At 40.9% G+C, this 25,281-nt stretch carries 29 protein-coding genes and 1 tRNA gene; 16 read left to right on the forward strand and 14 right to left on the reverse strand.

What is annotated here, in order from left to right:
- Positions 1 to 95: 95 nt before the first annotated feature.
- From QZZ23_RS02605 to QZZ23_RS14655, 4 genes are all read left to right on the forward strand, one after another.
- The gene (locus QZZ23_RS02605) at positions 96 to 1,640 is read left to right on the forward strand and encodes an APC family permease (protein ID WP_292466643.1); all 1,545 of its coding nucleotides are present in this window, start codon (positions 96 to 98) and stop codon (positions 1,638 to 1,640) included.
- Between the two features lie 145 nt (positions 1,641 to 1,785).
- The gene (locus tag QZZ23_RS02610) at positions 1,786 to 1,950 is read left to right on the forward strand and encodes a hypothetical protein (protein WP_292466644.1); all 165 of its coding nucleotides are present in this window, start codon (positions 1,786 to 1,788) and stop codon (positions 1,948 to 1,950) included.
- 126 nt (positions 1,951 to 2,076) lie between these two features.
- Complete coding sequence (locus QZZ23_RS02615; RefSeq protein WP_292466645.1) at positions 2,077 to 2,784, forward strand: DNA alkylation repair protein; 708 nt, start codon at positions 2,077 to 2,079, stop codon at positions 2,782 to 2,784.
- The gene (locus QZZ23_RS14655) at positions 2,781 to 2,909 is read left to right on the forward strand and encodes a transcriptional regulator FilR1 domain-containing protein (protein ID WP_366931301.1); all 129 of its coding nucleotides are present in this window, start codon (positions 2,781 to 2,783) and stop codon (positions 2,907 to 2,909) included. Before QZZ23_RS02615 ends, QZZ23_RS14655 begins: the two co-directional genes overlap by 4 nt.
- A gap of 120 nt (positions 2,910 to 3,029) precedes the next feature.
- On the opposite strand, the gene QZZ23_RS02620 is transcribed toward QZZ23_RS14655, so the two are convergent.
- Positions 3,030 to 3,608: an acetate uptake transporter gene (locus tag QZZ23_RS02620; RefSeq protein ID WP_292466646.1), complete on the reverse strand. Its 579-nt coding sequence runs from the start codon at positions 3,606 to 3,608 to the stop codon at positions 3,030 to 3,032.
- A 236-nt stretch (positions 3,609 to 3,844) separates the two neighbouring features.
- On the opposite strand from QZZ23_RS02620, the gene QZZ23_RS02625 reads away from it, so the two are divergent.
- Both QZZ23_RS02625 and QZZ23_RS02630 read left to right on the forward strand, forming a co-directional pair.
- A complete protein-coding gene (locus tag QZZ23_RS02625) occupies positions 3,845 to 4,501 on the forward strand; it encodes a DUF2284 domain-containing protein (RefSeq protein WP_292466647.1) in 657 nt (218 codons plus the stop codon).
- Between the two features lie 261 nt (positions 4,502 to 4,762).
- Positions 4,763 to 5,128 (forward strand): DUF4143 domain-containing protein, encoded by a 366-nt coding sequence (locus QZZ23_RS02630; RefSeq protein ID WP_292466691.1) that lies wholly within the window; start codon positions 4,763 to 4,765, stop codon positions 5,126 to 5,128.
- On the opposite strand, the gene nth is transcribed toward QZZ23_RS02630, so the two are convergent.
- The 6 genes from nth to dusB all read right to left on the reverse strand — a co-directional run bounded on the left by nth (position 5,024) and on the right by dusB (position 9,975).
- Positions 5,024 to 5,677, reverse strand: coding sequence for an endonuclease III (gene nth, locus QZZ23_RS02635; protein WP_292466648.1), 654 nt, complete (start codon positions 5,675 to 5,677; stop codon positions 5,024 to 5,026). The two genes, QZZ23_RS02630 and nth, sit on opposite strands and share 105 nt — an antisense overlap.
- A 141-nt stretch (positions 5,678 to 5,818) precedes the next feature.
- Positions 5,819 to 6,694 (reverse strand): pyruvate synthase subunit PorB, encoded by an 876-nt coding sequence (gene porB / locus QZZ23_RS02640; protein WP_292466649.1) that lies wholly within the window; start codon positions 6,692 to 6,694, stop codon positions 5,819 to 5,821.
- Complete coding sequence (gene porA, locus QZZ23_RS02645) at positions 6,691 to 7,905, reverse strand: pyruvate synthase subunit PorA (protein ID WP_292466650.1); 1,215 nt, start codon at positions 7,903 to 7,905, stop codon at positions 6,691 to 6,693. Before porA ends, porB begins: the two co-directional genes overlap by 4 nt.
- Positions 7,906 to 8,166 carry a pyruvate synthase subunit PorD gene (gene porD / locus QZZ23_RS02650; RefSeq protein ID WP_292466651.1) on the reverse strand — a complete coding sequence of 87 codons (261 nt, stop codon included), beginning with the start codon at positions 8,164 to 8,166 and terminating at the stop codon, positions 7,906 to 7,908.
- Positions 8,163 to 8,711 (reverse strand): pyruvate ferredoxin oxidoreductase subunit gamma, encoded by a 549-nt coding sequence (locus QZZ23_RS02655; RefSeq protein ID WP_292466652.1) that lies wholly within the window; start codon positions 8,709 to 8,711, stop codon positions 8,163 to 8,165. Before QZZ23_RS02655 ends, porD begins: the two co-directional genes overlap by 4 nt.
- A 274-nt stretch (positions 8,712 to 8,985) precedes the next feature.
- Entirely contained in the window at positions 8,986 to 9,975 is a 990-nt protein-coding gene (gene dusB / locus QZZ23_RS02660; protein ID WP_292466653.1) for a tRNA dihydrouridine synthase DusB, read from the reverse strand.
- Positions 9,976 to 10,133: 158 nt separating this feature from the next.
- Between dusB and QZZ23_RS02665 the strand changes: the two genes are divergently transcribed.
- From QZZ23_RS02665 to QZZ23_RS02675, 3 genes are read left to right on the forward strand one after another with little or no spacing between them, the layout of a single operon-like run.
- Positions 10,134 to 10,670 (forward strand): AAA family ATPase, encoded by a 537-nt coding sequence (locus tag QZZ23_RS02665; RefSeq protein ID WP_292466654.1) that lies wholly within the window; start codon positions 10,134 to 10,136, stop codon positions 10,668 to 10,670.
- Between the two features lie 15 nt (positions 10,671 to 10,685).
- Positions 10,686 to 11,129, forward strand: a complete 444-nt coding sequence (locus QZZ23_RS02670) for an RNA-binding domain-containing protein (protein WP_292466655.1) — start codon at positions 10,686 to 10,688, stop codon at positions 11,127 to 11,129.
- A gap of 1 nt (position 11,130) precedes the next feature.
- The gene (locus tag QZZ23_RS02675; RefSeq protein WP_292466656.1) at positions 11,131 to 11,904 is read left to right on the forward strand and encodes a sugar phosphate isomerase/epimerase; all 774 of its coding nucleotides are present in this window, start codon (positions 11,131 to 11,133) and stop codon (positions 11,902 to 11,904) included.
- Positions 11,905 to 11,955: 51 nt separating this feature from the next.
- Here the strand turns inward: QZZ23_RS02675 and QZZ23_RS02680 are convergent, their stop codons facing one another.
- Positions 11,956 to 12,126 (reverse strand): CopG family transcriptional regulator, encoded by a 171-nt coding sequence (locus QZZ23_RS02680; protein WP_292466657.1) that lies wholly within the window; start codon positions 12,124 to 12,126, stop codon positions 11,956 to 11,958.
- A 77-nt stretch (positions 12,127 to 12,203) separates the two neighbouring features.
- Positions 12,204 to 12,277, reverse strand: a tRNA-Lys gene (locus QZZ23_RS02685).
- A gap of 242 nt (positions 12,278 to 12,519) precedes the next feature.
- Here QZZ23_RS02685 and QZZ23_RS02690 point away from each other — a divergent pair.
- Complete coding sequence (locus QZZ23_RS02690; RefSeq protein ID WP_292466658.1) at positions 12,520 to 13,032, forward strand: RDD family protein; 513 nt, start codon at positions 12,520 to 12,522, stop codon at positions 13,030 to 13,032.
- A 95-nt stretch (positions 13,033 to 13,127) separates the two neighbouring features.
- Positions 13,128 to 13,529: an RDD family protein gene (locus tag QZZ23_RS02695; protein WP_292466659.1), complete on the forward strand. Its 402-nt coding sequence runs from the start codon at positions 13,128 to 13,130 to the stop codon at positions 13,527 to 13,529.
- Positions 13,530 to 13,594: 65 nt separating this feature from the next.
- Here QZZ23_RS02695 and QZZ23_RS02700 read toward each other — a convergent pair whose 3' ends face one another.
- Positions 13,595 to 15,430, reverse strand: a complete 1,836-nt coding sequence (locus tag QZZ23_RS02700) for an ATP-binding protein (protein WP_292466660.1) — start codon at positions 15,428 to 15,430, stop codon at positions 13,595 to 13,597.
- On the reverse strand, positions 15,427 to 16,701 hold the full coding sequence (locus tag QZZ23_RS02705) for a DNA double-strand break repair nuclease NurA (RefSeq protein WP_292466661.1): 1,275 nt from the start codon (positions 16,699 to 16,701) through the stop codon (positions 15,427 to 15,429). The genes QZZ23_RS02700 and QZZ23_RS02705 overlap by 4 nt, the downstream gene beginning before the upstream one ends.
- A gap of 302 nt (positions 16,702 to 17,003) precedes the next feature.
- Between QZZ23_RS02705 and QZZ23_RS02710 the strand changes: the two genes are divergently transcribed.
- The 3 genes from QZZ23_RS02710 (at position 17,004) to QZZ23_RS02720 (ending at position 20,581) form a co-directional block, all read left to right on the forward strand.
- Entirely contained in the window at positions 17,004 to 18,941 is a 1,938-nt protein-coding gene (locus tag QZZ23_RS02710; RefSeq protein WP_292466662.1) for a sodium:solute symporter, read from the forward strand.
- A gap of 177 nt (positions 18,942 to 19,118) precedes the next feature.
- Positions 19,119 to 19,424 carry a hypothetical protein gene (locus QZZ23_RS02715; RefSeq protein ID WP_292466663.1) on the forward strand — a complete coding sequence of 102 codons (306 nt, stop codon included), beginning with the start codon at positions 19,119 to 19,121 and terminating at the stop codon, positions 19,422 to 19,424.
- Positions 19,425 to 19,552: 128 nt separating this feature from the next.
- Complete coding sequence (locus tag QZZ23_RS02720) at positions 19,553 to 20,581, forward strand: methionine synthase (protein WP_292466664.1); 1,029 nt, start codon at positions 19,553 to 19,555, stop codon at positions 20,579 to 20,581.
- Between the two features lie 27 nt (positions 20,582 to 20,608).
- On the opposite strand, the gene QZZ23_RS02725 is transcribed toward QZZ23_RS02720, so the two are convergent.
- The gene (locus QZZ23_RS02725; protein WP_292466665.1) at positions 20,609 to 21,622 is read right to left on the reverse strand and encodes a stage II sporulation protein M; all 1,014 of its coding nucleotides are present in this window, start codon (positions 21,620 to 21,622) and stop codon (positions 20,609 to 20,611) included.
- A gap of 120 nt (positions 21,623 to 21,742) precedes the next feature.
- On the opposite strand from QZZ23_RS02725, the gene QZZ23_RS02730 reads away from it, so the two are divergent.
- Together QZZ23_RS02730 and QZZ23_RS02735 are read left to right on the forward strand one after the other, a co-directional pair.
- Positions 21,743 to 22,486 (forward strand): ATPase domain-containing protein, encoded by a 744-nt coding sequence (locus QZZ23_RS02730; protein ID WP_292466666.1) that lies wholly within the window; start codon positions 21,743 to 21,745, stop codon positions 22,484 to 22,486.
- Between the two features lie 12 nt (positions 22,487 to 22,498).
- Positions 22,499 to 23,005 (forward strand): hypothetical protein, encoded by a 507-nt coding sequence (locus tag QZZ23_RS02735; RefSeq protein WP_292466667.1) that lies wholly within the window; start codon positions 22,499 to 22,501, stop codon positions 23,003 to 23,005.
- A 12-nt stretch (positions 23,006 to 23,017) separates the two neighbouring features.
- On the opposite strand, the gene QZZ23_RS02740 is transcribed toward QZZ23_RS02735, so the two are convergent.
- On the reverse strand, positions 23,018 to 24,055 hold the full coding sequence (locus tag QZZ23_RS02740; protein WP_292466668.1) for an EF-Tu/IF-2/RF-3 family GTPase: 1,038 nt from the start codon (positions 24,053 to 24,055) through the stop codon (positions 23,018 to 23,020).
- 53 nt (positions 24,056 to 24,108) lie between these two features.
- The gene (locus tag QZZ23_RS02745; RefSeq protein ID WP_292466669.1) at positions 24,109 to 25,275 is read right to left on the reverse strand and encodes an RNA ligase; all 1,167 of its coding nucleotides are present in this window, start codon (positions 25,273 to 25,275) and stop codon (positions 24,109 to 24,111) included.
- Positions 25,276 to 25,281 lie beyond the last annotated feature (6 nt).

The following is a 25,281-nucleotide window of genomic DNA, read 5'->3' on the forward strand; positions in this document are numbered from 1 at the left end:
TATATTGGTGTATTTTTGATTTAGTGTTACACTCCATTCAAAACAGAAAAAATTCAAAATTGTCTACAATTATTAAAAATCAATGAGGCTTATTAATGAGTAATAAGAAAAATGGTACACAATCAGGTATTGACTGGGAGCATGGTGCCCAGTGCAGTAAAGTAATATGTGACCCACAAGAACTTGAAAGGACGATAGACTGGAAGCAAGGACTTGCAATAGCATTGGGTGTTCCTTTATTGATCCTTCCTTCTATAGGATATCTGACGAGTTATGTCTGGTCGTTTGCAATAGTTATCTGGGGAGCTACGGTTCTTCTGGGTTTCCTGCAGAACCTGGCATTCGGGGAACTTGCAACCGTATTCCCAAAGGCTTCCGGTTTGCCAGGATATACACAGACCGTATTTGGGTCGAATAAGGATAAGAACAACAAAGGCAAGTTCAAACTCGGAAAGTTCATCGGTGGTTTTAGCGCTTGGAGCTATTGGTTTGGATGGAGTCCTGTACTTGCTATCTATGCTATATTGATATCAAGTTATCTTCAAGGTATGGTTCCAGCCCTTGGCGGAATTAACTCAACTCTCCTGTCATTGATAGTTGGAGGAGTAATCTTTGGATCTCTTTCTATAATTAATTCAAAAGGACTCAAGAACGGAGCTACAGCCGGATTCATCTTGGCTCTTATATCATTGGTACCGCTTCTGGCCATCACCATTGCACCGTTCTTTACAGGGGACTTCCATATGGCTAACATAACAAGCTCATGGTTCCCTACGGACTGGAACTGGGATGTGAAGCATATACTAATACTTCTCGGTCTCTTCGCAATGGCTGAATGGAGTGCTGCTGCCTGGGAAACTGCTGCCATTTATGGTCCTGAATATAAGAAGCCAAGCAGCGATGTTCCGAAAGCCTTACTGGTCTGTGGAGCTATCTGTCTTGTCCTTTATGTGTTGGTCCAGACATCTGTTATCGGAGCTCTTGGTGTTGATGGAGTTCTGGCAGAACCAATTTCCCCAATGCTTCCACTGGCAAATATGTCCCTTGGTCCTATTGGTGCTTCCATTTCAATAGTAATGCTGATAGGAGCAATGCTTCTTATCATACAGACTGCTTTTCTTTCATCTGCACGTTCCATATACTCGATGTCAGTTGAGGGTAACCTTCCGGCAATTTTTAGTAAGCTGAATTCTCATGGTCATCCTTCAAATGCAATGATAGCTGATGCTTTTTTCAATATGATCCTCATTCTTCTTGGGACACCCACAGCAATCATTGCCGCCTCTGCAATTGGGTACATCTGTGCCAATGGTATCAGTCTGTACACTTATGTAAAGGTCAGGAACGATTCTGAGATGTCAAAACTGGACAGGCCTTTTAAGGCTCCAAAAGGATGGAAGCATGTTGCACTGGCAACTACTTTCCTGAACACTCCTCTCTTCCTGATAGGTATAATTTACCTTAACAGCCTTGAACTCGGCTGGGCTGCAACAGGAGTTGGTTTTGCAATGCTCTGTCTTTTCATTCCTCTTTGGATATATTCCCAGCGTGAGTCCAGGAACAGGATACCTGTAGCTCATGCAGAACGCAGAGAGCATGATATATTGCATGAACCGGAACCTATGCCGCTAGAATACTAAAATAAGAATATGGTTAGTACACTCTGAATCCTGATAAAATCAAAACATCAGGATTCTTTTTTTGAAATTTGAATGTATTATTCTAAACCTGACATCAACATGAAACTTAAAATGTTTTTTATTATTATTTTAATCTGGTGTAAAAATGGAAATCGAAGATTTTGTTATCGCTAATCTTCTTATTGGAGTTCTGGGAAGTTTTTTCCTCTACGCAGCAACCAACCCTCTCCCCTCTGGGGTTCACGTGCTTGAAGCCGTAGCAATTGGTGGTCTGTGCGCCTATGTTTTTAATAATCCCGAGTTTTTTTAGAAATTACTTCTTGGTTTGATAAGTAAAATACAAGTTTTTAGAAGTATTGGTCTTATTCATTATTCATTTTACAGAGATCTCTCTTCCTCCATCAACTTTATTTTCCACTGGCCCAAATAAAAAAAAATGAACCCTATCATCTTTCAAATAAAAAAAGAACTCGGGCAAAAAGCTGATGAAAAAACAAAGCTGAGTTCCGCTCGTTTCTTCAAAAAAGAAATGAAATCCCATGGTGTAAAGGCCGCCGCCGTCAAAAAAATGGCAAAGGATTATTTCAAGATCATATCTGACAAAAGCAAGCAGGAGATATTTGCTCTCTGCGAAGAACTCCTCAGTTCTGATTATATGGAGGAAGCGTTCATTGCATTCGATTGGTCGTACAACCTGAGAAAGCAGTATGAATCTGAGGATTTCTCTATTTTTGAGAGCTGGGTCGGGGATTATGTGAACAATTGGGCTAAATGTGATGCTCTTTGTAATCACACCATAGGTACATTCATCGATATGTATCCTCAGTTTATTAATTCACTCAAAACATGGACAGTTTCTGAGAATCGCTGGTACAGGCGTGCTGCCGCTGTAACGCTTATTTTGCCAGCACGTAGAGGTGAGTTTCTTGATGATATCTTTGAAATCGCCGACATGCTACTAATGGATGAAGATGACCTTGTTCTGAAAGGGTGCGGATGGATGCTTAAAGAAACCAGCAAGCAGCATCAGCAGGAAATCTTTGGCTACGTTATGCAGAATAAAAAGGTTATGCCACGTACTGCGCTGAGATATGCCATAGAGAAATTCCCTGAGGATTTGAGGAAGAAGGCTATGGAAAAATGAAGAGGATACTGAACCGGGGAAGGAGTATACTGTGGCTGTTTAATGAAAGAGGAGACTTTGAGCCCAAGTACATAGTATCAAGATCAGAGAGTGCAATTAACTGGGGAAAGGATTTTTTGAGCTAGTAATGGTGCTGAAAATATGGCTGGCATTATTTATTCTGACCAATAATCAGAACATTCCTGGTAATACCAGCTATTCAATTCCAGAAATTACTTTTAAGTAAAGTAGATACAAACAATTTCTCATTCACCTATTGGCAAGATAGTTTTACCGAACTTTTCATTTATTACTTCAGCCAGTGCCAGATAGATAGCACTAAAACCACAGAATATCCCTTCATAGCCAGCGAACTGTTTTAATGATGCACTTCCTGTAAAGTCAGATATAGCCAGCAATATAAATAGCAGTGTCAATGTTCCGAAAACTACTTGCAGGGCCCTGTTGGCTTTAAAGGTCCCTATGAACATCCCGAAGGTGAACAATCCCCACATAAATAGATATGCTGCCATTTCTATTGAGTTGGGAGCTTCAGCCCATCCTAATTTTGGTGCCATCAATATAAACACTAAAGTGAGCCAGAATGCACCGTATGAAGTGAATGCCGTTGTACCAAAAGTATTACCCTTTTTCCATTCTAAAATTCCTGCGATTATTTGAGCAAAACCTCCATAAAATAGCCCCATGGCTAGGATTATCGAGCCCAGTCCAAAGTATCCTGCATTATGTAAATTAAGCAGCACCGTGGTCATCCCAAAACCCATTAATCCCAAAGGTGCCGGATTTGCCGTTGTATCCTTTATTAGAGTTTCCTCTATACTCATACCCCCTAACATTCATTTCTAAAAAAATGACATTATAGTCTATGAGAGAGTAGGATATAAATATTATCGATTGTTCAAAAAAGTATAACTTCATTTAAGCGCATTCAACTTTTTCAGTCCTGCTTTAATTACAAATGTATTCTTCCAAACAAATATAGGCTCTCATAATATGTGATTTGTTTAGTTACCAAAGCCAGCAAAAAATAGATATATTCTTGTCTATGTGTATCTAAGGCATGAGAATCACTGAAGAGAATTTCATTCATCTGGAACAGAAAGCTAAAGAGTATGGGGCAAGCAGTGTCAGATTAATACCTGCTGAGGATATTATCGTTGAGAACAAAACTATCCTGAAGTGCATATTTGGATGTGATGGCTATGGAAGCCAGGTATGCCCGCCTTTCATACCAACAGTGGATGAATTCAGGAAAATGCTAGGAGAGTATGAGTGGGTCCTGCTTGTAAATTGGAAGTCAGAGAACATTTTTAGCAAAGAGATCAGTGAGAATTTCGTCAAATACAGTATCGCTCCTCCAGAAGATGCAGAGATCAAACAACAGCATCAGGATACAGTAAAAACAGTGCTCAAGGAACGTAAGGAAATAATACAGCCGGGAAGTATCGAACTTGAAAAACTCTCCTGGAATCTTGGATATAACACTGCTCTTGCAACGTTTCCTGGCAAGTGCACATGGTGCGCTAACAGTGACTATTCCGGTGTCAACTGTGCAGGGTCCGATGGAGCATGCCACCATCCCACCATTCGCAGACCATGTATCATGGGTCTTGGCATAAGAATGGATAAAACACTTGAAAAATTAGGCATCCCTCTTCAGAAATTCCCCATGGATGATACAATTCCGTCTCAATATACATTGATTTTCCTGGACTAAGATGGAGAGATAAAACTGAAAAACATTTTTTATCGGGCTGTTTGAGTTCCTTTACTTAAGGATGAAATATGTAGAAACCCACACATAAGAGAGCTTTTACACCTGGGAGGATTCATGCATAAATATAGGCTCTCATAATGTGTGACTCTGCTTGGTTACCAAATCCTAATCTCTTTTTAGCCCGAAAGATAAAAGTAAACTAGTTGAATCTGTTGTACAAAGCTATTTTGTAAGGTTTATGTACAATAAATTTCAAGTGATATTTTTTCTCCCAAAGAACATCTTTTCTATTGGAGAGGCAAGGGTGGAAAAGAAGTTGATTATGTATTAAAGTCAAAAGACAATGAATTATTGTCTATTGAATTAAAATATCAAAATAAACTCCAAAAAAGTGACTACAAAGGTTTATCCTCATTTCCAAAGGGTATAATGCTCTCTAAAAATGACTTTGAGTCTGGCAATTATCTTACAAATTCCCGTTTCTCTCTTCCTGTTACTAATATGATAATTGCTACCTTAATATCAAACTTCACTGGAAGGACACAACTCACTTACAACACATTCCCCGCACTTTGGCCTTCTTGCGATGCACACATTTCTTCCGTGAAGTATCAATGTCATGGATAGGTTCTCAAGGTCTTTTTTCTCAGCAAGTGCCATCAGGTCGATTTCTATCTTTTTAGGGTCGTTGTATTGAGTAAAGCCAAGTTTTAGTGACAGTCGGGTCACGTGTGTATCCACTGCAATACCTCCGATGATGCCAAAACCTCTGGCAAGGACTATGTTGGCTGTTTTCCTTCCAACACCTGGTAGCTTCAGCAGGTCTTCCATGGTGTCTGGAACCTTGCCATCAAATTCAGTGAGGATGAGCTGTGCACTTCTGATGATGTGTTTTGCTTTCTGGTGGTAGAAACCTGTTGTGTAGATATCCTTTCCGAGTTCATCCAGACTTGCGTTGGCAAAATCTTCCACATTGAGATACTTTTTGAACAACACCTGTGTGACCTTATTGACCTGTTTGTCTGTACACTGAGCGGAAAGAATTGTTGCAACCATCAGTTCCAGTGGATTCTTGAAATGAAGCATGGGCTCAGTATTGGGATATTCATCCTGCAGTAGTTTGAAAATCTGGTTAAAATTTTCACTATTATCAGGTACTTGAAATTGCGTTGTCATGGGGATAAATAGGCATCTGATACTTCTTATGTTTATTCAATACCCCATTGTTTCGACTCGAACTAAAAATAAAAGCTACTAAAATAAAACAAACTAGAGACAAATCTAAATAATAAAAATAAAAGAATAAAAGCTACGGGTTTAGAGCCCGTAAACTTCAATATTCTTATCAGCAAGTGCCTGGATCTTAGCAATCTCTTCCGCTCCGCCTTCCATTTTGAAGAGGTGGCTGAAACGACGCTGCATCTTGAGATATTCCTCAACAGGCTGAATTGATTTACCAATCTTCCTGACCTTGGTAACTTCGCCTTCTTCAACTTCGTAAAGTGGCCACAGACCTGTCTGTACAGCCATCTTTGCGACCTCTACAGTCTTGGAAGTGTCAAATCCCCATCCTGTGGTACATGGAGCATGTGCGTGAATATAGGTTGGACCTTCGATGTCTACAGCTTTCTTCACTTTGTTGATCATGTCCTTTGGATATCCGATGGATGTGGTTGCCACGTATGGAGCACCATGTGCCACCATAATAGCAGGCATGTTCTTCTTTGGTCTGTTGTTCCCAAAGGATACCTTACCAGCAGGGCTTGTGGTGGTTGATGCATTATATGGTGTTGCACCACTTCTCTGCACACCGGTGTTCATGTAAGCCTCATTGTCAATACAGACGTAAGTGAGGTCATGTCCTCTCTCAAATGCTCCGGAAATGGAACGCATACCTATATCAAGTGTTGCACCGTCTCCACCCATCACAAGTACCTTGGTGTTCTGTTTCTTGCCGAGGGCTTTTAAGGCAGCCTCAACACCAGACCCAACAGCAGCTGCATTTTCGAAAAGTGAGTGTATCCATGGTACATCCCATGCAGTTTCAGGGAAAGGGGTGGTCATAACTTCAAGACATCCGGTAGGGTTGATAACTATACAGTCCTCGCCGGCGCCCATAAGTGCGAACTTTGCAGCCATTGCATCACAGCAACCTGCACATCCTCTGTGTCCCGGGGCTAACAATGATTTCATAGTAGTTCCTCCTTCAGATCAGTAAACTGGCTCTCGATCTTGATACCTGTCTTCATGACATCCTGTGCCTCATCGATGATCTTCTCGATCAGGTCTACCTTAATGTCACGTCCACCGTGGCCGATCATATAGCCTACAATAGGTACGTCAAGCTTGGTGTTGTAAAGGGAAGACTTTGTTTCAGTGAAAAGTGCGCCTTCATTCAGTCCAAGTGAGATGTTCTTGTCAAGTACGACAACGACCTTTGCATCCTTCAGAGCGTTTTTAATAGCAGCTGCAGGGAATGGTCTGAATGACCTGACCTTCAAAAGACCTACCTTTACATTCCTGTCCCTGAGTTTATCAATGACGTCCTTAATGGTTCCGATAATGGATCCCATTGCCATGATGATGATGTCTGCGTCATCTGTTCGATACTCGTCAATAAGTCCTCCGTAGTATCTTCCGTATACGTCGTAGAATTCATTTGCTACATCCTCTATTTTCTTAAGAGATTTCTGCATTGCCTGTTCCTGCAGGTATCTGAATTCAGTGTAGTAGTTAGGGTCTGCAAATGCTCCGAAACTCATTGGGTTCTTCGGATCAAGAATATAGTCCGGTTCAAATGCAGGCAGGAATTCATCTGTTAGGTCCTGTTCAAGAAGTACAATAGGTTCGTAAACGTGTGACAGGATAAAACCGTCCATACAGACCATTGATGGCATAAGGATATCCTTGTCCTCTGAGATCTTGAAAGCCTGTGCAGTCATATCTGAGATTTCCTGTGTGTTCTCAGCGTAGAGCTGTAACCATCCGGTATCTCTCTGTGATATTGCATCCTGATGGTCGTTCCATATGCTGATAGGAGCACTGACAGCCCTGTTTGCAATGGTCATCACAACAGGCAGCCTCATACCTGAGATATTGAACAGTACTTCATGCATGAGTTCAAGACCCTGTGATGTTGTAGCTGAGTAACATCTTGCACCGGCAGCGGATGCACCGACAAGCGCTGAAAGTGCTGAGAACTCAGATTCTACATTAATGTATTCACAGTTTGGTATTTCACCATCTGCCATAAATTGTGAGAGATCTTCAACTATGTGGGTCTGTGGTGTGATAGGATATGCTGAAATTACGTTTGGTCTGCAGACCTTGGTAGCATGCGCAACAGCATATGATCCTTCAACAACGACCATTTTCTTCTTGTCAATTTTGTTTTCAGGTGCCATTTATTTCTCCTCCAGGACCATGGTAATTGCATCCTTTGGACATTCGTTTGCACAGATTCCGCAACCCTTGCAGAAATCATAATCGAACTCGAAGAATCCGTCATCCTTTGGGTTTACTGAACTGTCAGGACACAGAAGTTCACACAACTTGCATTTAATGCATTTCTCGTAGTCGTAAACCGGCTTGAAAGTTCTCCATCCACCGGTCTTGTTGACTCTGGTGGTACCTGCTTTACAGACTCCTCCGGGAAGAATTTTCATATCTTAGCCCCCTTCATCATGTTGTATGCTTCCTGGATAGCTTCAGCGTTCCTGTCTCCGATCTTGCCAGGGAATCTTTCCTTGACAGCTTCTTTGATGGACTGCGCTTCTATCTCGCCTGTTGCACCTGCAAAGGCACCCAGAAGCACAGTGTTAACAATAGGTCTACCGATGATGTCCAGTGCGATCTTTGTTGCATTCACTGTCATTATCTTTGCCTTTGTGTCAATGTTGAACGTGTCAGCATCGAAGTCACTGTTGATAATAAGTATTCCGTCCTCTTTGAGACCACTTGCAACATCTACGACCTCAAGGAGTGTTGGATCCTGTACAATAACATAGTCAGGTTCGTAGATCTGGCTTCTTAGTCTAATGGGTTCATTGTTGATCCTGGTAAATGCCTGGACCGGTGCACCCCTTCTTTCCACTCCGAACGCAGGGAAAGCCTGGCTAAATTTCCCGTCTGCAAAAGCAGCAACAGCCAGAAGTTCAGCGGCTGTGACAGAGCCCTGGCCACCTCGGCCGTGTATTCGTATTTCTTTCATCTAGAATTCTCCATAAACCATGTGTAATAATAGATATAACAATTTATTCCGATATTCGATCAAACGTTTTATTCGGGCAACACTGCGCATGTCATGTGTCGAACATGGTGCCGAAAAAGCATCATATTTTTCGTCAACTGACGTTAAATGCAATGGTTAATTGTGTAGAATCTATTAATTACTATTTAGTCTTTTGGTAATTTACACCGTTAAATCATTAAAATTTAGTAATATATGAAGAATGTAGAACAGACTCATCTTTTTATAAATGACATCATTCGGCGTGTTTGCACATTTCCTCAAGACTTTCAAAAATATCCTCAACACATTTTGCCTCTGCAATACTTCTTCTTATATGTCTGCCATTTCTCATCCCACGGGTGAACCATTGTGCTTGCGCCTTTATGTGCACCGTAGGTGCAAGGTCATACTCTTCCAGAAGACCAAAGTATTCCCGAAGATCGGCAATCCTCTGGCTGCACTGTCTGTAATCCAGCATTTCTCCCGTTTCAAGAAAATGGGATATCCTCCTGAAAAGGAAGGGATTACCCATTGCAGCTCTTCCAATCATGATGCCGTCACACCCGGTATATTCCAGTGTCTGCTGTGCTGAGATCTCGTCTACGATATCACCATTGGCTATTACCGGAATATTGAGTTCCTGCTTTATTTTTCGTACATACTCATGGTTTGCTTTTCCTGAGTACTGCTGCTGCTGTGTCCTTCCATGCACCGTTATTGCCGATGCTCCGGCCCTTTCTATCAGGTGGGCTATCTCCAGAGTCTTATCCATATCAGGAAGAATACGTATCTTGGCAGTGAACGGAGTGGAGAGATTATCTGAGAGTTTCTTTATGATCTCATGAATAAGCTCAGGTGATTTGAGAAGAGCTGATCCGCATCCATCTTTTGTCAGGAGTTTTGCAGGACAACCAAAATTAACATCAATGATCTCAGGTTGGTAAATTTCTTCGATCCTCAGAGCTGCCGTAGTCATAGTTTCCGGGGAATTTCCAAATATCTGTATCCCAAGAGGTCTTTCATCATCGCAGCTGATTCCTCGTTTTATACTTTTCTCATTTTCGTATATGACAGCGTCTGCACTGATCATTTCTGAATATGTAAGGGAAGCTCCGTATTTTCTGCACATCAGGCGAAAAGGCAGGTTTGTCACATTGGACATGGGGGCAAGAAGTATATTTCCGGGAATTTTTAGGTCTGCAATCTTCATGGGAATCTTATTGATGGTGTATTGAGAGTTCAATAGCATCGGGTTTTTTAATAAGTGTAGTTGTAATATTGATTAAAATCGTTGTATCGAAGGGTATACTAATATATAAGTAGGATGTATGGAAAAATCTATTGAAATAACTTGAAATAGCACTTATCCCTTAAGTTTTACAAAATAAAAAAGGTTCATCTATGACAAAGATCTTAGCTTTTGTTGGAATGCCAGCCTCGGGCAAATCAGAGGCGGCATCTGTTCTGCGCCGAAAAGGTATTGCTGTCATTAATATGGGAGACGTTATCAGGGAAGAAGTTGTCCGCAGGGGACTGGAACCCACTGATGCAAACACAGGTGGAGTAGGTAGTGACCTGCGTGAAAAGGAAGGTAAAGATGCTGTTGCAAAGAGATGTATCCCTAAGATAAGAGATGCAAACGAGGATTTCATCGGTATTGATGGTGTGCGCAGTGTTTCAGAGGTCGAACTATTTAAAATGGCCTTTGGGGATGATTTTACCTTGGTGTCTGTTGATTCTCCGCTTGAGCTGAGATTTGAGCGTGTACTGGCTCGCAAAAGAAGTGATGACATGCAGGATGTTAATGCCCTGAAGGTCAGGGATGAGCGTGAACTTGGCTGGGGAATGGGAAAAGCAATGGAAGTTGCTGACCTTGTTATTGAGAACAATAGCACCCTTGAAGAGTTCAATGAAAAGATAATAGCTCTTCTGGAATAAGCAGGAATAGGTATCATGATAAAGGTTACAGTTTCAGCAATTGTGAATCCCACAGAGAGCAGGGATAAGGTCTACTCTGGCCTGAGCCAGATATTTCCTAAAATAGACTTTGATTTTGAGGTTTTGTCTGAACACAGTGGTAAATTCACAGGTGAAAGTGACATCTATGGTCTTGAAAAAGTCCACCAGCAGATCAGAGAAGAGGAAATAATTGATACTTCACGCACCAGGTTGAATGTGGGCTTGTCAGAAGACAGGATGTCCACTTCTTTCATTATAAGTAAACAAGTAGCCACCGTTGGCCGCCTGAACTATCCTGCACAGGAAGAACCTCTTGGCTCTATCAACATCAGTGTCAAGGCTGACGATATAGAAGAGCTTGAAAGGTTCTTTGACTGGCTGACTCCTCCCACAATTGACGGAGTTCCGGATTTTGAAATAGATATAAAGGATGTTTAATATGAATTTAAGGAACCTGAGCTACTCATCACGCGCAGCCGTGGAAGACCCATTCAACTGGGCTTACAGCTTGGAAGATATCGGATACACTGGCTGGGAAATAGTACAAGAAGGCTCACAATGCCTTAATGATGAGAATATTCAGCAGGTCCGTGACATACTTGAAACAACCAACCTTACTCTTACAATGCATCTGCCATTCTCGGATATGAACATGGCAGGTCTCAATTCAGGCATACACAATGAAGTGATGCGTCAGATGAAGTATTATTTGGATATGGCATCGGGTCTTGTGGAGCTTGCGGTGCTACACCCGGGTTATCTTTCCCCTTACGGCGGTCAGGTTCCCGATAAAGCCTGGCAGGTAAATATTGAATCCATTCAGCAACTCTGTGATTTTGCAGAAGAGAGAGGCATTATCATTGCAGTTGAGAATATGCCGGATATCCCTAAAATATACGGAAAAATCCCCGATGAGATGCTGGATATACTAGAACAGGTGGACAGAGATAACGTAGGTATGACCCTTGATGTAGGACATGCAAACACCATGGGACGTGTGGATGAGTTTGTGGAGAAATGCTTTGGTAAAATCAAACATATGCATATCCATGATAACCATGGAGTCCATGATGAACATCTGCCTCTGGGACAGGGTAGTATCGACTGGAAAAAGTTCATGGGAAGTATTTCAGGTTACAAGGGCAGGCTTGTTACTGAAATGGGCAGCCTTGATGAAGGCAGACAGTGTATAGGGTTTTTGAAGAACCTCTAGATTTTGAAAACAAAAAAGTGTAAACTGACAAAGAATAAATCTATCTCTTTTTTATTCTTCCAGCCTGCCATGTCTGCGGTCTATATCGTCAAGCTGGTCCAACATCTTACGTAATGCTGTCCTTATGGCATCGGCCTGTGTAACAAACTTCTTGTTGTCACCGATATGCTGACTTAAGTCGTCAAGAAGTTCCTGTGGAATGTCAACACTCACTTTTGGCATGGTTTCACCATTTTAAAAACAAAGATAGATTAATCTAATGGGATTTAACCTTTTATAGAAAAAGTGATTGTAAAATGCGAGCCGGAAGGGAGTTGAACCCCTGGCCTACGGATTAAGAGTCCGTCGCTCTGCCTGGCTAAGCTACCGGCCCGCGCTGATTGAGCGAGACATCCATACGTATTAGCCTGATATATACGTTTCGGTTAATCTCGATAATAACACATTATATTGTGTCCAATCGGTTTTTTTGAAAACTACAATGAACAAAATTTCAATTAAATTATAGGTAATTGTTAAAATTAATATTATTCAACGATGCTTATTTTTATATTAAAAATTAAAGTATAATTATTTATATGTGAATAATTATTTTTATATCACAGGAGTTTTTAAATGTACTGTCCAAATTGTGGATTTAAGAATGAAGATACTGTGCTTTCGTGCAGCAAATGTGATACTAATTTGAGTTCCATACCTTTAGAAGGCATTAGAAAGTCGCCTTATGTAGGTTTTTGGAACAGATTTTATGCCGCTTTTATTGATTGGATAGTTTCCAATATTTTGGGCTTAATCCTTGGAAATGGTTTAGGACTCTTTGGTATTTTCATTCCTTGGCTAGTTTCTGATATTTCTATCCTTTTGTTCAGCATTCTAGTTGCATTTATTTATCATGCAGGCTTTGAAAGCTCAAAGTATCAGGCAACAATTGGCAAGCAAGTTATTGGTATTAAAGTAACGGACCTTGAAGGTAACAGAATATCTTTTGGAAGAGCATTTTTTAGACATTTTACTAAGGTAGTAACTTCAATAATGTTAGGAATCGGATATTTTGCTATTATTTTCTCCAAGAAGAAACAGGGTCTCTATGATATGGCAGCTGGGACTGTTGTGATTAATGGCAGATAAAGGAGTTTTGAATGTACTGTCCATATTGTGGCTCTGTAAATGGTGATAATGCATTTCTATGTAGTGAATGCAATGCAAATTTGAGTTTGATATCTTTGCAGGATACCGAGCTATCACCTTACGTAGATTTTGGAAAAAGATTTACTGCATGGGCTATTGATACTGTTATAGTGTCTCTATTTATTGTTTGTATTCTCATTGTGGACCCTGAATTATCTTTCATTTTCATCTTAATGGGTTACATTGTTACTGAAATGATTTACTTTGCAGGCTTTGAAAGTTCAAAAAAACAAGCAACACCTGGTAAGCAAACACTTGGTATAAAAGTAACAGACCTTGAGGGCAACAGGATATCTTTTGGAAAAGCAGTTTTTAGATATGTAGTTAAAATGATAGCTGGCGATACCTTTGGAATCGGATACTTAGCTATCATTTTCTCCAAGAAGAAACAGGGTTTGCATGACATGGCTGTTGGATCAGTTGTAGTTTACAAATAAAAGCTTCCCGAAGGAAGCTTTCATTTTACTTTTCTAAAAAAGCGGATCAATAATTTCAAAATCCATCAAACATGCTTCACAACACACCTTGACAATCCCATGATCTCTACCATATCACTGTTATCAGGACTCTGCACTATCATCTGTCCTTTCTTCAGGTATGGGATGCGCTTCTCGAATTCTTTTTTGACCTTCATTGTATTGATGGCAGCATCGTTGCTCAGGTTGAGAATGATGCGCGTGTTTATCTGCTTGAAGATTGTCTCATCAATATCCTGTGGGTCTTGAGTGATCAAAAATAGCCCAAGTCCTTCTTTTCTTCCCTGACGTGCAGCATCTGCGAACTTTGAGATAAGTCTTCTTGAATGCTCTCCTCCTGCCTTGGCAAGATAGCGGTGTGCTTCATCAAGTCCCAGAATGATTGGTGTATCCTTTACAGCAGTCTCCCCGGATGTATTCAGTTTATTATCAACTATCAGGCTCATCAAAGTGAGGGTTATTATGTCGCGTATTCGTGAGTTGGTTATGTACTCAGTAGGGAACACGCTGACTTGTCCCGGTTTGAATATCTGCCCGAGTATATCGCTGATCGGCCTTGCAGGTTGGTCGAAGACCCTTGTAAGGGCACGGTTCTTCACCCTGCGTGCGATACCGTCATAGGATGCTTCGTGTATCTTGCCACTCTCCACATAATAGTCTCTTGTGGCGTCATCACCAATGAAGTCTATGAAACCACCGTATGTGTGCTGACCCCCCTTCTTGAAGAAATCATCAAGCAGCAGGTCAACTCCCACATATTGCAGTTCTGTCATACCCACCGGAGCGATGAGCCACGAATTGTTGCGTACCATTTCAAAGGGAATGGTAAACTCAATCTGCTCTGCCCTGGATCTGCCGTTGTATCCTTCACCATCAACCTTTGCTATAAAGGTCTTCGTGTTCTTACAGGCACCGAAGTTAACCTTCTCTGCCCTGAGCCTGAAGTCATCATCATCCGTAATATCGGGGTTATCCTCAAAAATCTGAGAATACTCGTCCTGTGGATCCATTATCACAAGACATGGATTCCTTTTCTCTTCTGAACCTCGAAGATTGTAGCGGTTGTCCTCACTCATGAACTGGCGCAGGATATTCTTTGTAAGGAAGGTCTTTCCTGTACCCGTACTTCCGCAGACCAGCATGTGCCTGAATATCAGTGGATCACCCATTGAGTAATCATTCCTCAGGTAATACGGAACTGTGGGAGGTACCGCATGTGTCCTGACAAGTTCCCCGCCAACACTCAGGTGTCCCATAAAAATACCCTCTTCAGGTATGTTGAGACCTGTCTGTATCTTCTTTTTCTCAGTTACAGGTAGTATGGGAGTGTTAGGACGGGGTATCCTGTCACTCATTCTCCTGGAAAGTGATCCCGCTTTATCCTTTGGTTCATACAGGATACATATAGGGTCAAGGTAAGCCAAAAACTTGTAATCCACCTCATCAGTAGTATTGGATTGCAGCATCCTGCGTGAGTGTATCTCTGTGGCATCATCCACTGCAAACTCCTGTAAATACTGGAGTTTCCATATTCTTGCGAACAGATCCTCGTCTCCGTATGGAACCATGACATATGTTCCAAGTCTCACTTTCTGACGGTGGGAAGTTGTAATGTATGCGGTTATCCTTGCCCCGTCTTCCGTTATCTCCAGAGGGTCTATGCCAGTGGTGATTATACCAAAAGCGTCATCTGAAAAGCCATTTTGTCTGTTTAATAGAGACGTAATCTCAGGTTCGAATTCCTCAAACAATTCGTCAGTTTCATCTCCGGCGAGGGCACTCTCATTTTTGAATTCCTCTGTGATCCTGTCATTCTCATCGTTCCTGTCTTTTGCAAAAGAAAGTATGTCCTCATCTCTCACTGTTCATCCCACCTTGTATCGTTATAAGTAGTATCTATCTTTGAATTCCTGAACCTGTCAATGATATGCCGTCTTTCAGACACCGGTATCTTTGCAATTGAATCTGCTTTGGATAGGGTTTTTGGTATTCCGCTTAGTGCCAGGTCGTAGAGCACTTTTCTTGTTATCCGATTCCTTAGCTCATCGTTTTTGATCAGTCCGTAAGAGGATTCTATCTTGAAGATAGTGTTGAGTTTCGGGACATATGCCATAAAGAAACAGAGTGCATAATCCTCAGAATCAAATTTCCCGCTGGCCAGTTCTGCAACCAGGGGAGAAGTGGATTTAAGCATTTTCTCGTAGAACTGGTTTGGCTGTACGAACCAGTTAGTGTAGGTAATATACTTATCAGCATCTCTTTTCTTAATCCCCGGCCTTTCAAGGGACAATGCATTCTTGAAGAACTGTGCATCCACAAGCCATGGAAGATCAAGTTCACCATCCTGTTTTTTCAGTGCCAGCATTATCTGCATATCCTCGGGGTTCTTTACAAATCCCACAAGAGGCTTCATGTTTTCGATATGATGGTCCATTATGTCGATATAGTTCTGGATTATTTTCATGCTGCTTGGGTCAATGCGTATGTTCACATCCCCGGAATCAACAACCATCCAATACATGATCCTTTTCGGATAGATGGGACCATCCATGATGAAGAAATCCTCATTCTTAATGCTATTAAGCATCCAGAGTATATGTTCTGACTCACAAAGATAAAGAGCTACATCATGCAGGATATCCGTGACCTTCTTATTCAGCAAACCGGGCTGGATACGGATTATCTTTTTTCGCCCCGAACCATTGTCGAATGATTCCCAGTCATTGCTGGTATTCAAGTATACTTTATTACTTGCCGTGTAAGCTGCTGCCACTATGGTTCGTTTGCTGTGGATATCAAGGTCAGTGGGAGTACTTGCCATGGCACAGTGGCAGAGATCAACATAAAGGCCGTTATCGAATGTCTTTGCAGTGGTACTTCCACTGTCACATGAGTATGTTTTCGGAAAAGGGTCCTCTGCCCGTATCATCCTTTCGATACTTGCTTTTCCGCGCCTGACAGGTCCAATGGACCTCAGAACGATCTTCCCGTTATATTCCAGCTTTCTGAGCCGTTCGAGAATGCTTATTACCTTCTCGGCATCATCACATTCATTGTCCTCTTTTTTGAAACAGTTGTCAATGCGGTCAACGATTTCGTGTATCTCTTTTATGTGAATAGGCTCAAGGGTCATGGAGTAGAATAGTATCTGAATGATAATATTATTTTGTATTGAGATCTGTTTATTTTGAATCCTGTAGTTCTGATATTTGCTAAAATCAATTTAAATGTTTCTTTCAAATCAAATTCAAATTAAAAAAAATGCTGGATGAAAGTGTTTCAGACATTCAAGTTAAATGAAATTGATTACAAGTAAAGACAATTTTTTGAAAACCCTTAAATAGTAACCATAATAAGAACTATACTACATATATAAAGGTCTTCAGCAGTTAATCCCCTGAAGTCCTGTTGTTACTTATTTAAGAGGTTGTAGTTATGGAAAGTTATCAAATATTCTTGTTATTAATGTCAGTCTACGTACTCGGACTGATAGGCATAGGATTGTATTTTACAAAACGTCAGAAATCTGTAACTGACTTCTGGCTTGCCGGCCGTAAGATCGGTGCATTAGGCATTGGTTTTTCAGCGGCATCCTCGTGGATGACCGCAGGTGGTATATTAGCGGTTATCGGCTTTTACATGTTGCTCGGAATGGGTTCTATATGGGGTTTTGTAGCTCCAAACATCCTGGCATTGCTGCTTATCGCCCTGCTTGTGGGTAAAATAAAACACCTACCTGCCATCACACAGCCTGAATTGCTGGAACAGAGGTTTAGTGGCACCATACGTGGTCCCGTTGCAATTGTCATCGCAATTGTAATGGCTCTTTTCGCAGTTGCTGACATTAAGGGTTTCTCGATGGTGCTTAGCATCTTCTTCGGCCTGGACCCTATCTATGCTGCGGCTATTGTTGCTCTTGCTATCTCTGTATATGTAACCCTTGGAGGTTTCTCAGCAGTCATATGGACTGATGTGGTACAGTTTGTCATGCTTGCTACCTTCTCAATTATAATTGCCTTCGTGCTTGTCAATGCAGCTACAACAGGGTCTGCTGATGTTCCTGCAATAAGTTCATCTGAGCTTTTTGGTGACGTTCCAGCAGGATGGTGGAATCCGTTCGCAGTTGGTATTCCTGCTGTACTGATAGCTATTTTTGCCATCATACCAGGATGGATAACCGAGCAGGATCCATGGCAGAGGATATGGGCGGCAAAGGATGAAAAATCCGCAAGAATAGGCATGGTACTTGGTTCTGTCCTTATCTTTCTTATCTTTGGTATCGCATGTACTGCTATTGCCATTAGCCTTAACCACATTTATCCGTCCATACCCGCTTCTTTTGCAGATATCGGAATGGGTGCAATGGCAGAAGCAGAACCTGCATTGCTGGTCTACATAGTGAGTAACCTCTCTCCAATAGCGATAGGTCTCTGTGCTGTTGGTCTTGCAGCAGCAGCAATGTCTTCAGCCGATACATTTGCAACATCAGGCGGTTCATGTCTCTCACGCGACATATACCAGAGATACATAAAACCTGATGCAACAATGAAACAGATGATGACTATAAACCGGGTCAGTGTACTGATAATTGTTGCACTGGCAACTGTGCTTTCGTTCTATATCAACAGTATCATCGATGTAATTCACATTGCAACTTTCATTGCCAGTGCATCATACTTCTTCCCACTTATGGGTGGTTTGTTCTGGAAACGTGCAACAAAGGAAGGCGCACTTGCAGGACTTATTGTAGGTGCCGTTGCACAGATAGGACTGACAGTTGTTGATCTTGCAAACACTGCTCCTTTTGCAATACCTTACCTGGATACAATTCACCCTGTGCTTTCAAACCACGGTGTCATTGTAGGAATGCTTCTTAGTGGAGTAGCCTTCTTCGGTGTATCCCTTGCAACAAAACCATCCAGTACTGTGAACCTGGCTCCTTTCTTTGCAGATGAAGCAGAGAAACTTGAGGAAGAGGTTATGGTAGTTGACGAAAACGATCCTGATTACAAGAATCTTCTTAAAACCCTCGAAAAAGAAGTTACAGGCGATCGTGCAATTGTCAAACTGAATCTGGAGGCATCTGCAACCATTAACTGGCCCAAGTTCGTAAATGAGCTCAAATCCATCCACCCTTCCTGGGTAACACCAACAGGCAGAGACTCTGTTTACAGGCTCACAAAAGCTGATATGCTTGCCTGTGTGTCACTTACCAGGGGAGATAATGAGAGGGAAATATGGTTTGCATCAGAACCACTTGCAGCAAATCTTGATCTGAGCACAAAGGAGTTTCTGGTTGCTTTCAAGCAGGTTTCAGAAGCCCTCAGAAACATTGGCTTGCTAATGACCCTTCCATCTCTTGAAAACAACTGAAATATTAAGTCTGCTCTGGAGTAAAATCCAGAGCAACTGCTTTTTACTTTTTAAATCTCATTTTGTTGTGTTAAAAGAAGTCTGCTTTACCGCTTTATTTACTTCGTATATATTAAATAAATATAATTTTCAGAAGCTATATATATTCTAAATTGCATATATACTTCTGTGGTACTTATGGAATTGAAAAACCCTATATTGAACATTGAAATGACTGAAGAGAACAGGGAAAAACTCCAATATTTAAAGAACGGTTTTGAAGAACTGACCCCGGAAGAAAGGTTTGATGTTGTGGAACTTCAGAACATAATGCTTCAAAAAGTTTCTAATCACCGTGAGATATATGGGATGCCAAAAGGCAATCAGCAACCGGAGAGGGATGCAAATGAGATTATCTCACACATGTCATCAAAATCCCTTGATTATTCCCAGGCATGTATCAATTATTATGTTTCAAAGATCTCTTCTGTTATGAAGAAATAGAACCGGCACTTTGTGCCATTTATTTTTGATTTCTTTCTTTTTTTATATTTCATTTATTTCAGCTTTGAAAATCCATATCATTTCATCACTCAAAACTTATAAGTGAAATACAGGACAATTATACAGGCATGGCAGAGATTATCTTTGATGATATTGGCAGTTTTCCTCTTCCGGCAGGAACATCCAAAGACTGGATGGCTGGAAAGTTTTCTGAAAAGAAAAGTGATGCAGACCTATTCAAGGTCATAAATGATGCTTTCATGAAGAAAGTAGAAGCAGGTGTGGAGGTACCTACCTATCCCCAATATCAGGATATGAATGAGCAGTTCCTGTCCATCATCAGAGATTCCAATTGTACCGAGGAACCATTCAAAGTAAAGCAGTCCGATGCCCGTATCATTGAACTCGAAGCCATAGAAAGTGTTGCAAAAGCCTACAAGGAAGAGAACGGAGAAAAACTTGATGTACGCGTCTGTGTTACAGGACCACTTGAGCTTTATCTCAAGGAATTTGGCGGAACCGAGTATGTCGATATACTGAACTTGTTCGGAGAAAGTGTTGGTCGTTTCGTTAAGAACTCACTTTCAGGTGCAAAGGATTTTAACATAAAGACGGTTTCCATTGACGAGCCAAGCATTGGTATTAATCCACAAGTAATGTTCTCGGACAATGATCTCATAAAAGCCATGGATATTGCATGCAGTTCTGCCAAAAAGGCCGGTTGCGATGTGGAAATTCATCTTCATTCACCCCTGCACTACAAACTTGCCTGCCAGACAGAGAATATCAGTGTAATAGGTGTTGAATCCGCAGCAACTCCATCCTATCTTGATCTGATCGATAAAAAGGAACTTGATGATACCGATTCCTACCTGAGGGTCGGAATTGCAAGGACTGATATATTCAACCTTGTCGCTGTACTCAATGACAAATATAACACCAATGTCTGGAAAGAAACCCAGTATTTCCCTGAGATAATCAACGAGATGGAAACCCCGGCAGTTATCTCAAAGAGACTTTCGAAGGCTTACTCCATGTTCGGTGAGAGCATAAAATATGCAGGTCCGGATTGTGGTCTGGGTTCCTGGCCATCCCAGGAGATCGCAGCTCAGTTGCTCAGGAATGTTGCAGAGGGTATGGCTGATTTTAAGAAATAGCTATGAAATACATTTTTAGCAGATCATTTAGAACAAAAGTCCCTCTACATAACTATCAAGTACATGCATGACTTTATCAACAATCCCTAGCGTCATATAAGTTTCAATATATGCTGCAATCAGCAGAGTCAAACTGATAATTCCCAGCATTTTCCATGTGTATCCTGAAAGCATGTAATCTTTAGCCACAGTAAAAGTAAATTCAGCATCTTCTTTGAGACTTGTAATGGTGTCTCCATTGAAAAGTCCTCTGTCGATAACATCATGTGCCTGTATGTACCCAAATCTGTATCCAACAGCAGCAGCCAGGATAATTGCCGGAATTTCGATTATCCCGTGGGGAATGATGGATATGAAAAAGTATACCACATTGTAGATCAGGCCTATTATAATGCCTTTTAAACCCAGTAGCTCAAATCCTGTTAGAGCCCCATTGAAAGCGAAGAATGAAAGAAGAATGCCCATGAGAAATCCATTTACCATTAATATCATGAGTGGTACGATATATGGGAGCATGTAGGAGAACATCCTGTACTCATCTTTTCCATAACCACAGTACTGCCATATGGTTCCTTCTTTTTCCTGATGATTTCTTCTCATGGATGAGAAATCCCTGTCTATCATAGATGCAATTCTTATGAACAGACTATACAGGGGCATTATCAATTTTTCAAAGAGGATGGAAAAGCGGGCATAAAGTGGATGTTTTGGTCTCATTGCTATGTCGCCGATAAGCAGATGGTGCACAGACATGAAAAGACCTGAACCTATGACTGCGAAGGAGGCTGCGATACTGTTGAAGATAAATATTGCCCACATGGGGCTTATGTAATTTGAAGTGATCTCTACTTTAGCCGTTGCTGCCGTAGCGGTATTCATAATAGCTTCACTCACAGGCGCATGTTCTGCAAACACCAGTGTGAATATGTAAACAACAATTCCCAGAACAAATGCGAAGACTACTGATAATATAAATAATCTAAGAGTCCAGACAAAATCTGCTATACTTATCTTGAACCTGTCTTTGTTTTTATTTTCCATGTTAATCGTTAAAAAATATAGTATTTTTAGATATATCGATGCATTGAAATACTTTAGATATTATATAATCACATTACTATATTACTAGTTTACTATTAACGACTTTTGGGAAGTATACAAATGCGGATACCTACAGGAATAGAGGGATTTGATGATCTGGTTCAGGGCGGTCTTCTAACAGAGAGGGTTTATGTGTTAAGTGGCCCTCCAGGTAGCGGGAAAACAACATTTGGTGTTCAATTTCTTGCTCAGGGAGCAGGTTTGGGTGAGGTAGGATTATATGCAACTTTACTGGAATGTCCTCAGAATATTATCAACGACATGTCCAACTATGCTATGAATGTTCCAACACTAATCAAAATGAAGACACTTTTATTTGCTGATCTCGGTCCGCGCATGGAATATGGTTATATGGATGAGATCAACGAGTTCATAACTACAGATTATAATGTTGGTAAAAGCTCAGTTGAAAGTGAAGTGCCATCGCCTTCTATGGTATTCAAGGAAATTGCCGCCTACGTTGCAGAATACAATGTTAAGAGGCTGGTAATCGACTCAGTATCTGCAATCAGGTTTACTACAAGGGATATGTCTCTGCAGGAAAAAGAGATGAGTAGGTTTATTCGCAATCTCAAGAAACTTGGATGCACTACATTAATATTATCTGAAATGACTGACCCAACTGCTTATTCCACAGAACAGTTTGCTGCTCATGGTGTTATATTCATGCATAATTTCCTTTATGACAAAACCATGACCCGTGCTATTCAGGTTATAAAGATGCGTGGTACAAAACATGACTGTAACATGCGAAGTGTGGTATTTTCTGAGAAAGGCTTGAAAATAGAGGGCTATCTTGAATGATGGTTGTTTCTCATGGTAAAGATATTTAAGAAACCAGGAGTGAAAAAAACTCTTCCGAAAGATGGCAAAGAGCAGCTTGCAGATGCAAGCCGAAGATTGGGTTTTGAAGTAGGTTATCATCGTCACTCTGAGATTGGATGGGTACAGGAAAAATTGACGCAGATATACAAGTTTGCCGATCAGTATGACCTTCGGGATTTTGTAAAAGAAAACTACAATAATGGTAAAGAGGAAGGTTCCAAAACAAAGGACAGGGATACAAAATCCGGTCTTTCCAGAGGAATAGCAACGGAGGAACCTGAAAAACCTTCAAACATACAGGTTGAAATAATCAAAAATGATTATCCTGTGCGTATTGGTTCTGGCTACAAAGAATTCAATAATGAACTTAGCGGTTCTTCAGGGATGATTCTTCAGCCTGGTCTGGTTAACCTGCCTGATAATATCGAGAGAACAAAGGCTATAGAAAGACCCGCTTTTCTTGATGGTGCCAAACATTTGACACCAAAAAAGAAATAATATTTTCAAAAATTATTGTTCATAACCAAAAGCAATGAATCGTTGCTTTTCGTCAAGATTTGTCAGGATAAACCTGTCATTTTTACTGTAGGCTACTTCCTTTGAGCCGGATAAGTTAATAGTGTATTCTTTTCCGGGTTTTGCTTTTTCGACCTTGTCTGCGCCTTCAATTATTTCTGTAACCTTTACAGGTGAGGACTGAAGCCCTACATAAAGGTGCAGCATATCATCGACATTAAACTCTTTTGCCAGCGGGGAAAGGGTGCATTTCAATGTAAAGTCCATAGCAACTGTTTCTTCTTTAGAGAGTACAAACCCCCTCTCGATGTCCTTTGACTGGACACCTTTAAGGGCAAGTCCTACCCTAGCACCTGCAGGTGCAGATTTAACATCTACATCATGCATTTGTATGGATCTTATTTCCAGTTCCTTTTTAGCAGGGTATGCAAGCATTTTATCCTTTGCATTTATGGTTCCCTGGGTAACAACTCCAAGCACTACACATCCGATACCTGTTACGTTGAAAGACTGATCTATAAGAGTACGTGAAGGCAGTTTATCCAGTTCTCTTTGCTCTTTGTCGACTCTGTCACCGACTGTGAATATGAGTTCTTTTAACTCTTCCATACCTTCAAAAGAAGTAGTGGATATTGACATGTATTCCCAGTTCTCAAGTGCGGTACCCATTGTAATTTTCTTAAGCTTTGCCTGCAGTTCTTCCTGTGCAATAGCATAGGATGCATCGGATTTTGTGAGGACAACGATTCCTTGCTTGTATTGCATCAGATCAAGTGCAATTATACACTCAGCAGCCAATGGGTCAAGTCCTGTTGGAGGTATGCATAAAAGAGCAACGTCGGATAAGTTAAGTGCTGTAACCAGTGACTTTACAGATACCGGATAACCGATAGCATCGATTGTTGTGAGTATCCTGTCATTTTTGGCATAGTCATACATTGTTATATCAGTGACATTACCTTTCTTTCCGAGTTTTCCGGCAAGTGTAGTCTTGCCGCTTTTCTCACTTCCGATGATTGTAATTTTTGTCATATGGGCACCCTTTGTGTGGTTTACGAATTAATCTATTAAGATATATGTCTTTTTCATGACCACAACTGTCCTTCTAACATTGCAAGTGTCTTATCGTTTGTGCTTTTGTTCATCTTTTTGATACTGACTACATATTCATCGCCAATTTTCTCAGGTGTTTCAAACACCACATAAAGTCCCAGTCTTTCAAGGTATGATTTGAATTTATAGACTACATTCCTGTCTCGTACTCTTATCTGAAAATCATCGGAGATCCGTTCCCCGGTTTCTACCTGTGCGATGGTTTTTTTCATTGGGAGAAGAATGCTTTCTCCTAGTCTCAGACATCTCTGTTGGAATTCTTCTTCACTCTCATTCCATTCATAAGACTGGAATCCTTCACGTATAACCCTGGAAAAGAGATAATCTCTTCCAGCTTCATTGTAGAACTTAAATGCCTGGCGTAGATCGGCACAATTACTTTCAGACGCTGTGTATTTCACTGGTTGCAATACCATCTCCGGATCTTTTATTACAACACCTTCGCGTCCTTTTTTTCCAAGCTCTTTTATTATTCCTTTTACCTTCTCTGCAGCTTCATTAATGTTAAATTCTCCAAAAAGTCTCACCTGTCTAAAACCATATTCTTCTGCAATCTCCTTTTTTTTGTATACTGGCAGGGCTTCCCCTGTATTCTTATATCTAATGTCAAAAACAAAGAATTCCAGTGACGCTATGTCATAGACATATTTTTGCACATAAGGGTTGTCAGGTCCAACCATTTCTCCATAAAGAATAAGTTCAGGATTTTCTTTGAAGAAATCCATTTCAAGTAAATTCTGTATCCACTCAGTTGAATAAGGACAGACATGACCGCTGCGGGTAAAAGCAATGAGTTTTCCATTGTATTCAATGACACGGACGTTGTATCCGTTCATTTTTTCCTCAACGACCACAGAGTTGATCTTGCTAAAACTGTTCTTTATAGAAGGTTCAAGAAGCATTGCTCTCTTAATCTTTGGAAAACCTCGTACAAGTTCAAAAGAGCCATGATGGTCTATGAGCACGGTCCCATCTTCAAGATGCGGAGCATGTCCTTCAAACCTATATATATTGTAGTATTCGTCCCAGTTTCGTTTCAGACTCCTTTTCTCGATGAGATCTTCAAGTCTGGAAGGCGGAAGTTCTAGGAATTCTGCCGCCTTCTCAATATCAATTTCTATTTCAGGATAGAATTTCATCACCAG

It is taken from the genome of Methanolobus sp. (assembly GCF_016278385.1).
Lineage (GTDB): Archaea > Halobacteriota > Methanosarcinia > Methanosarcinales > Methanosarcinaceae > Methanolobus.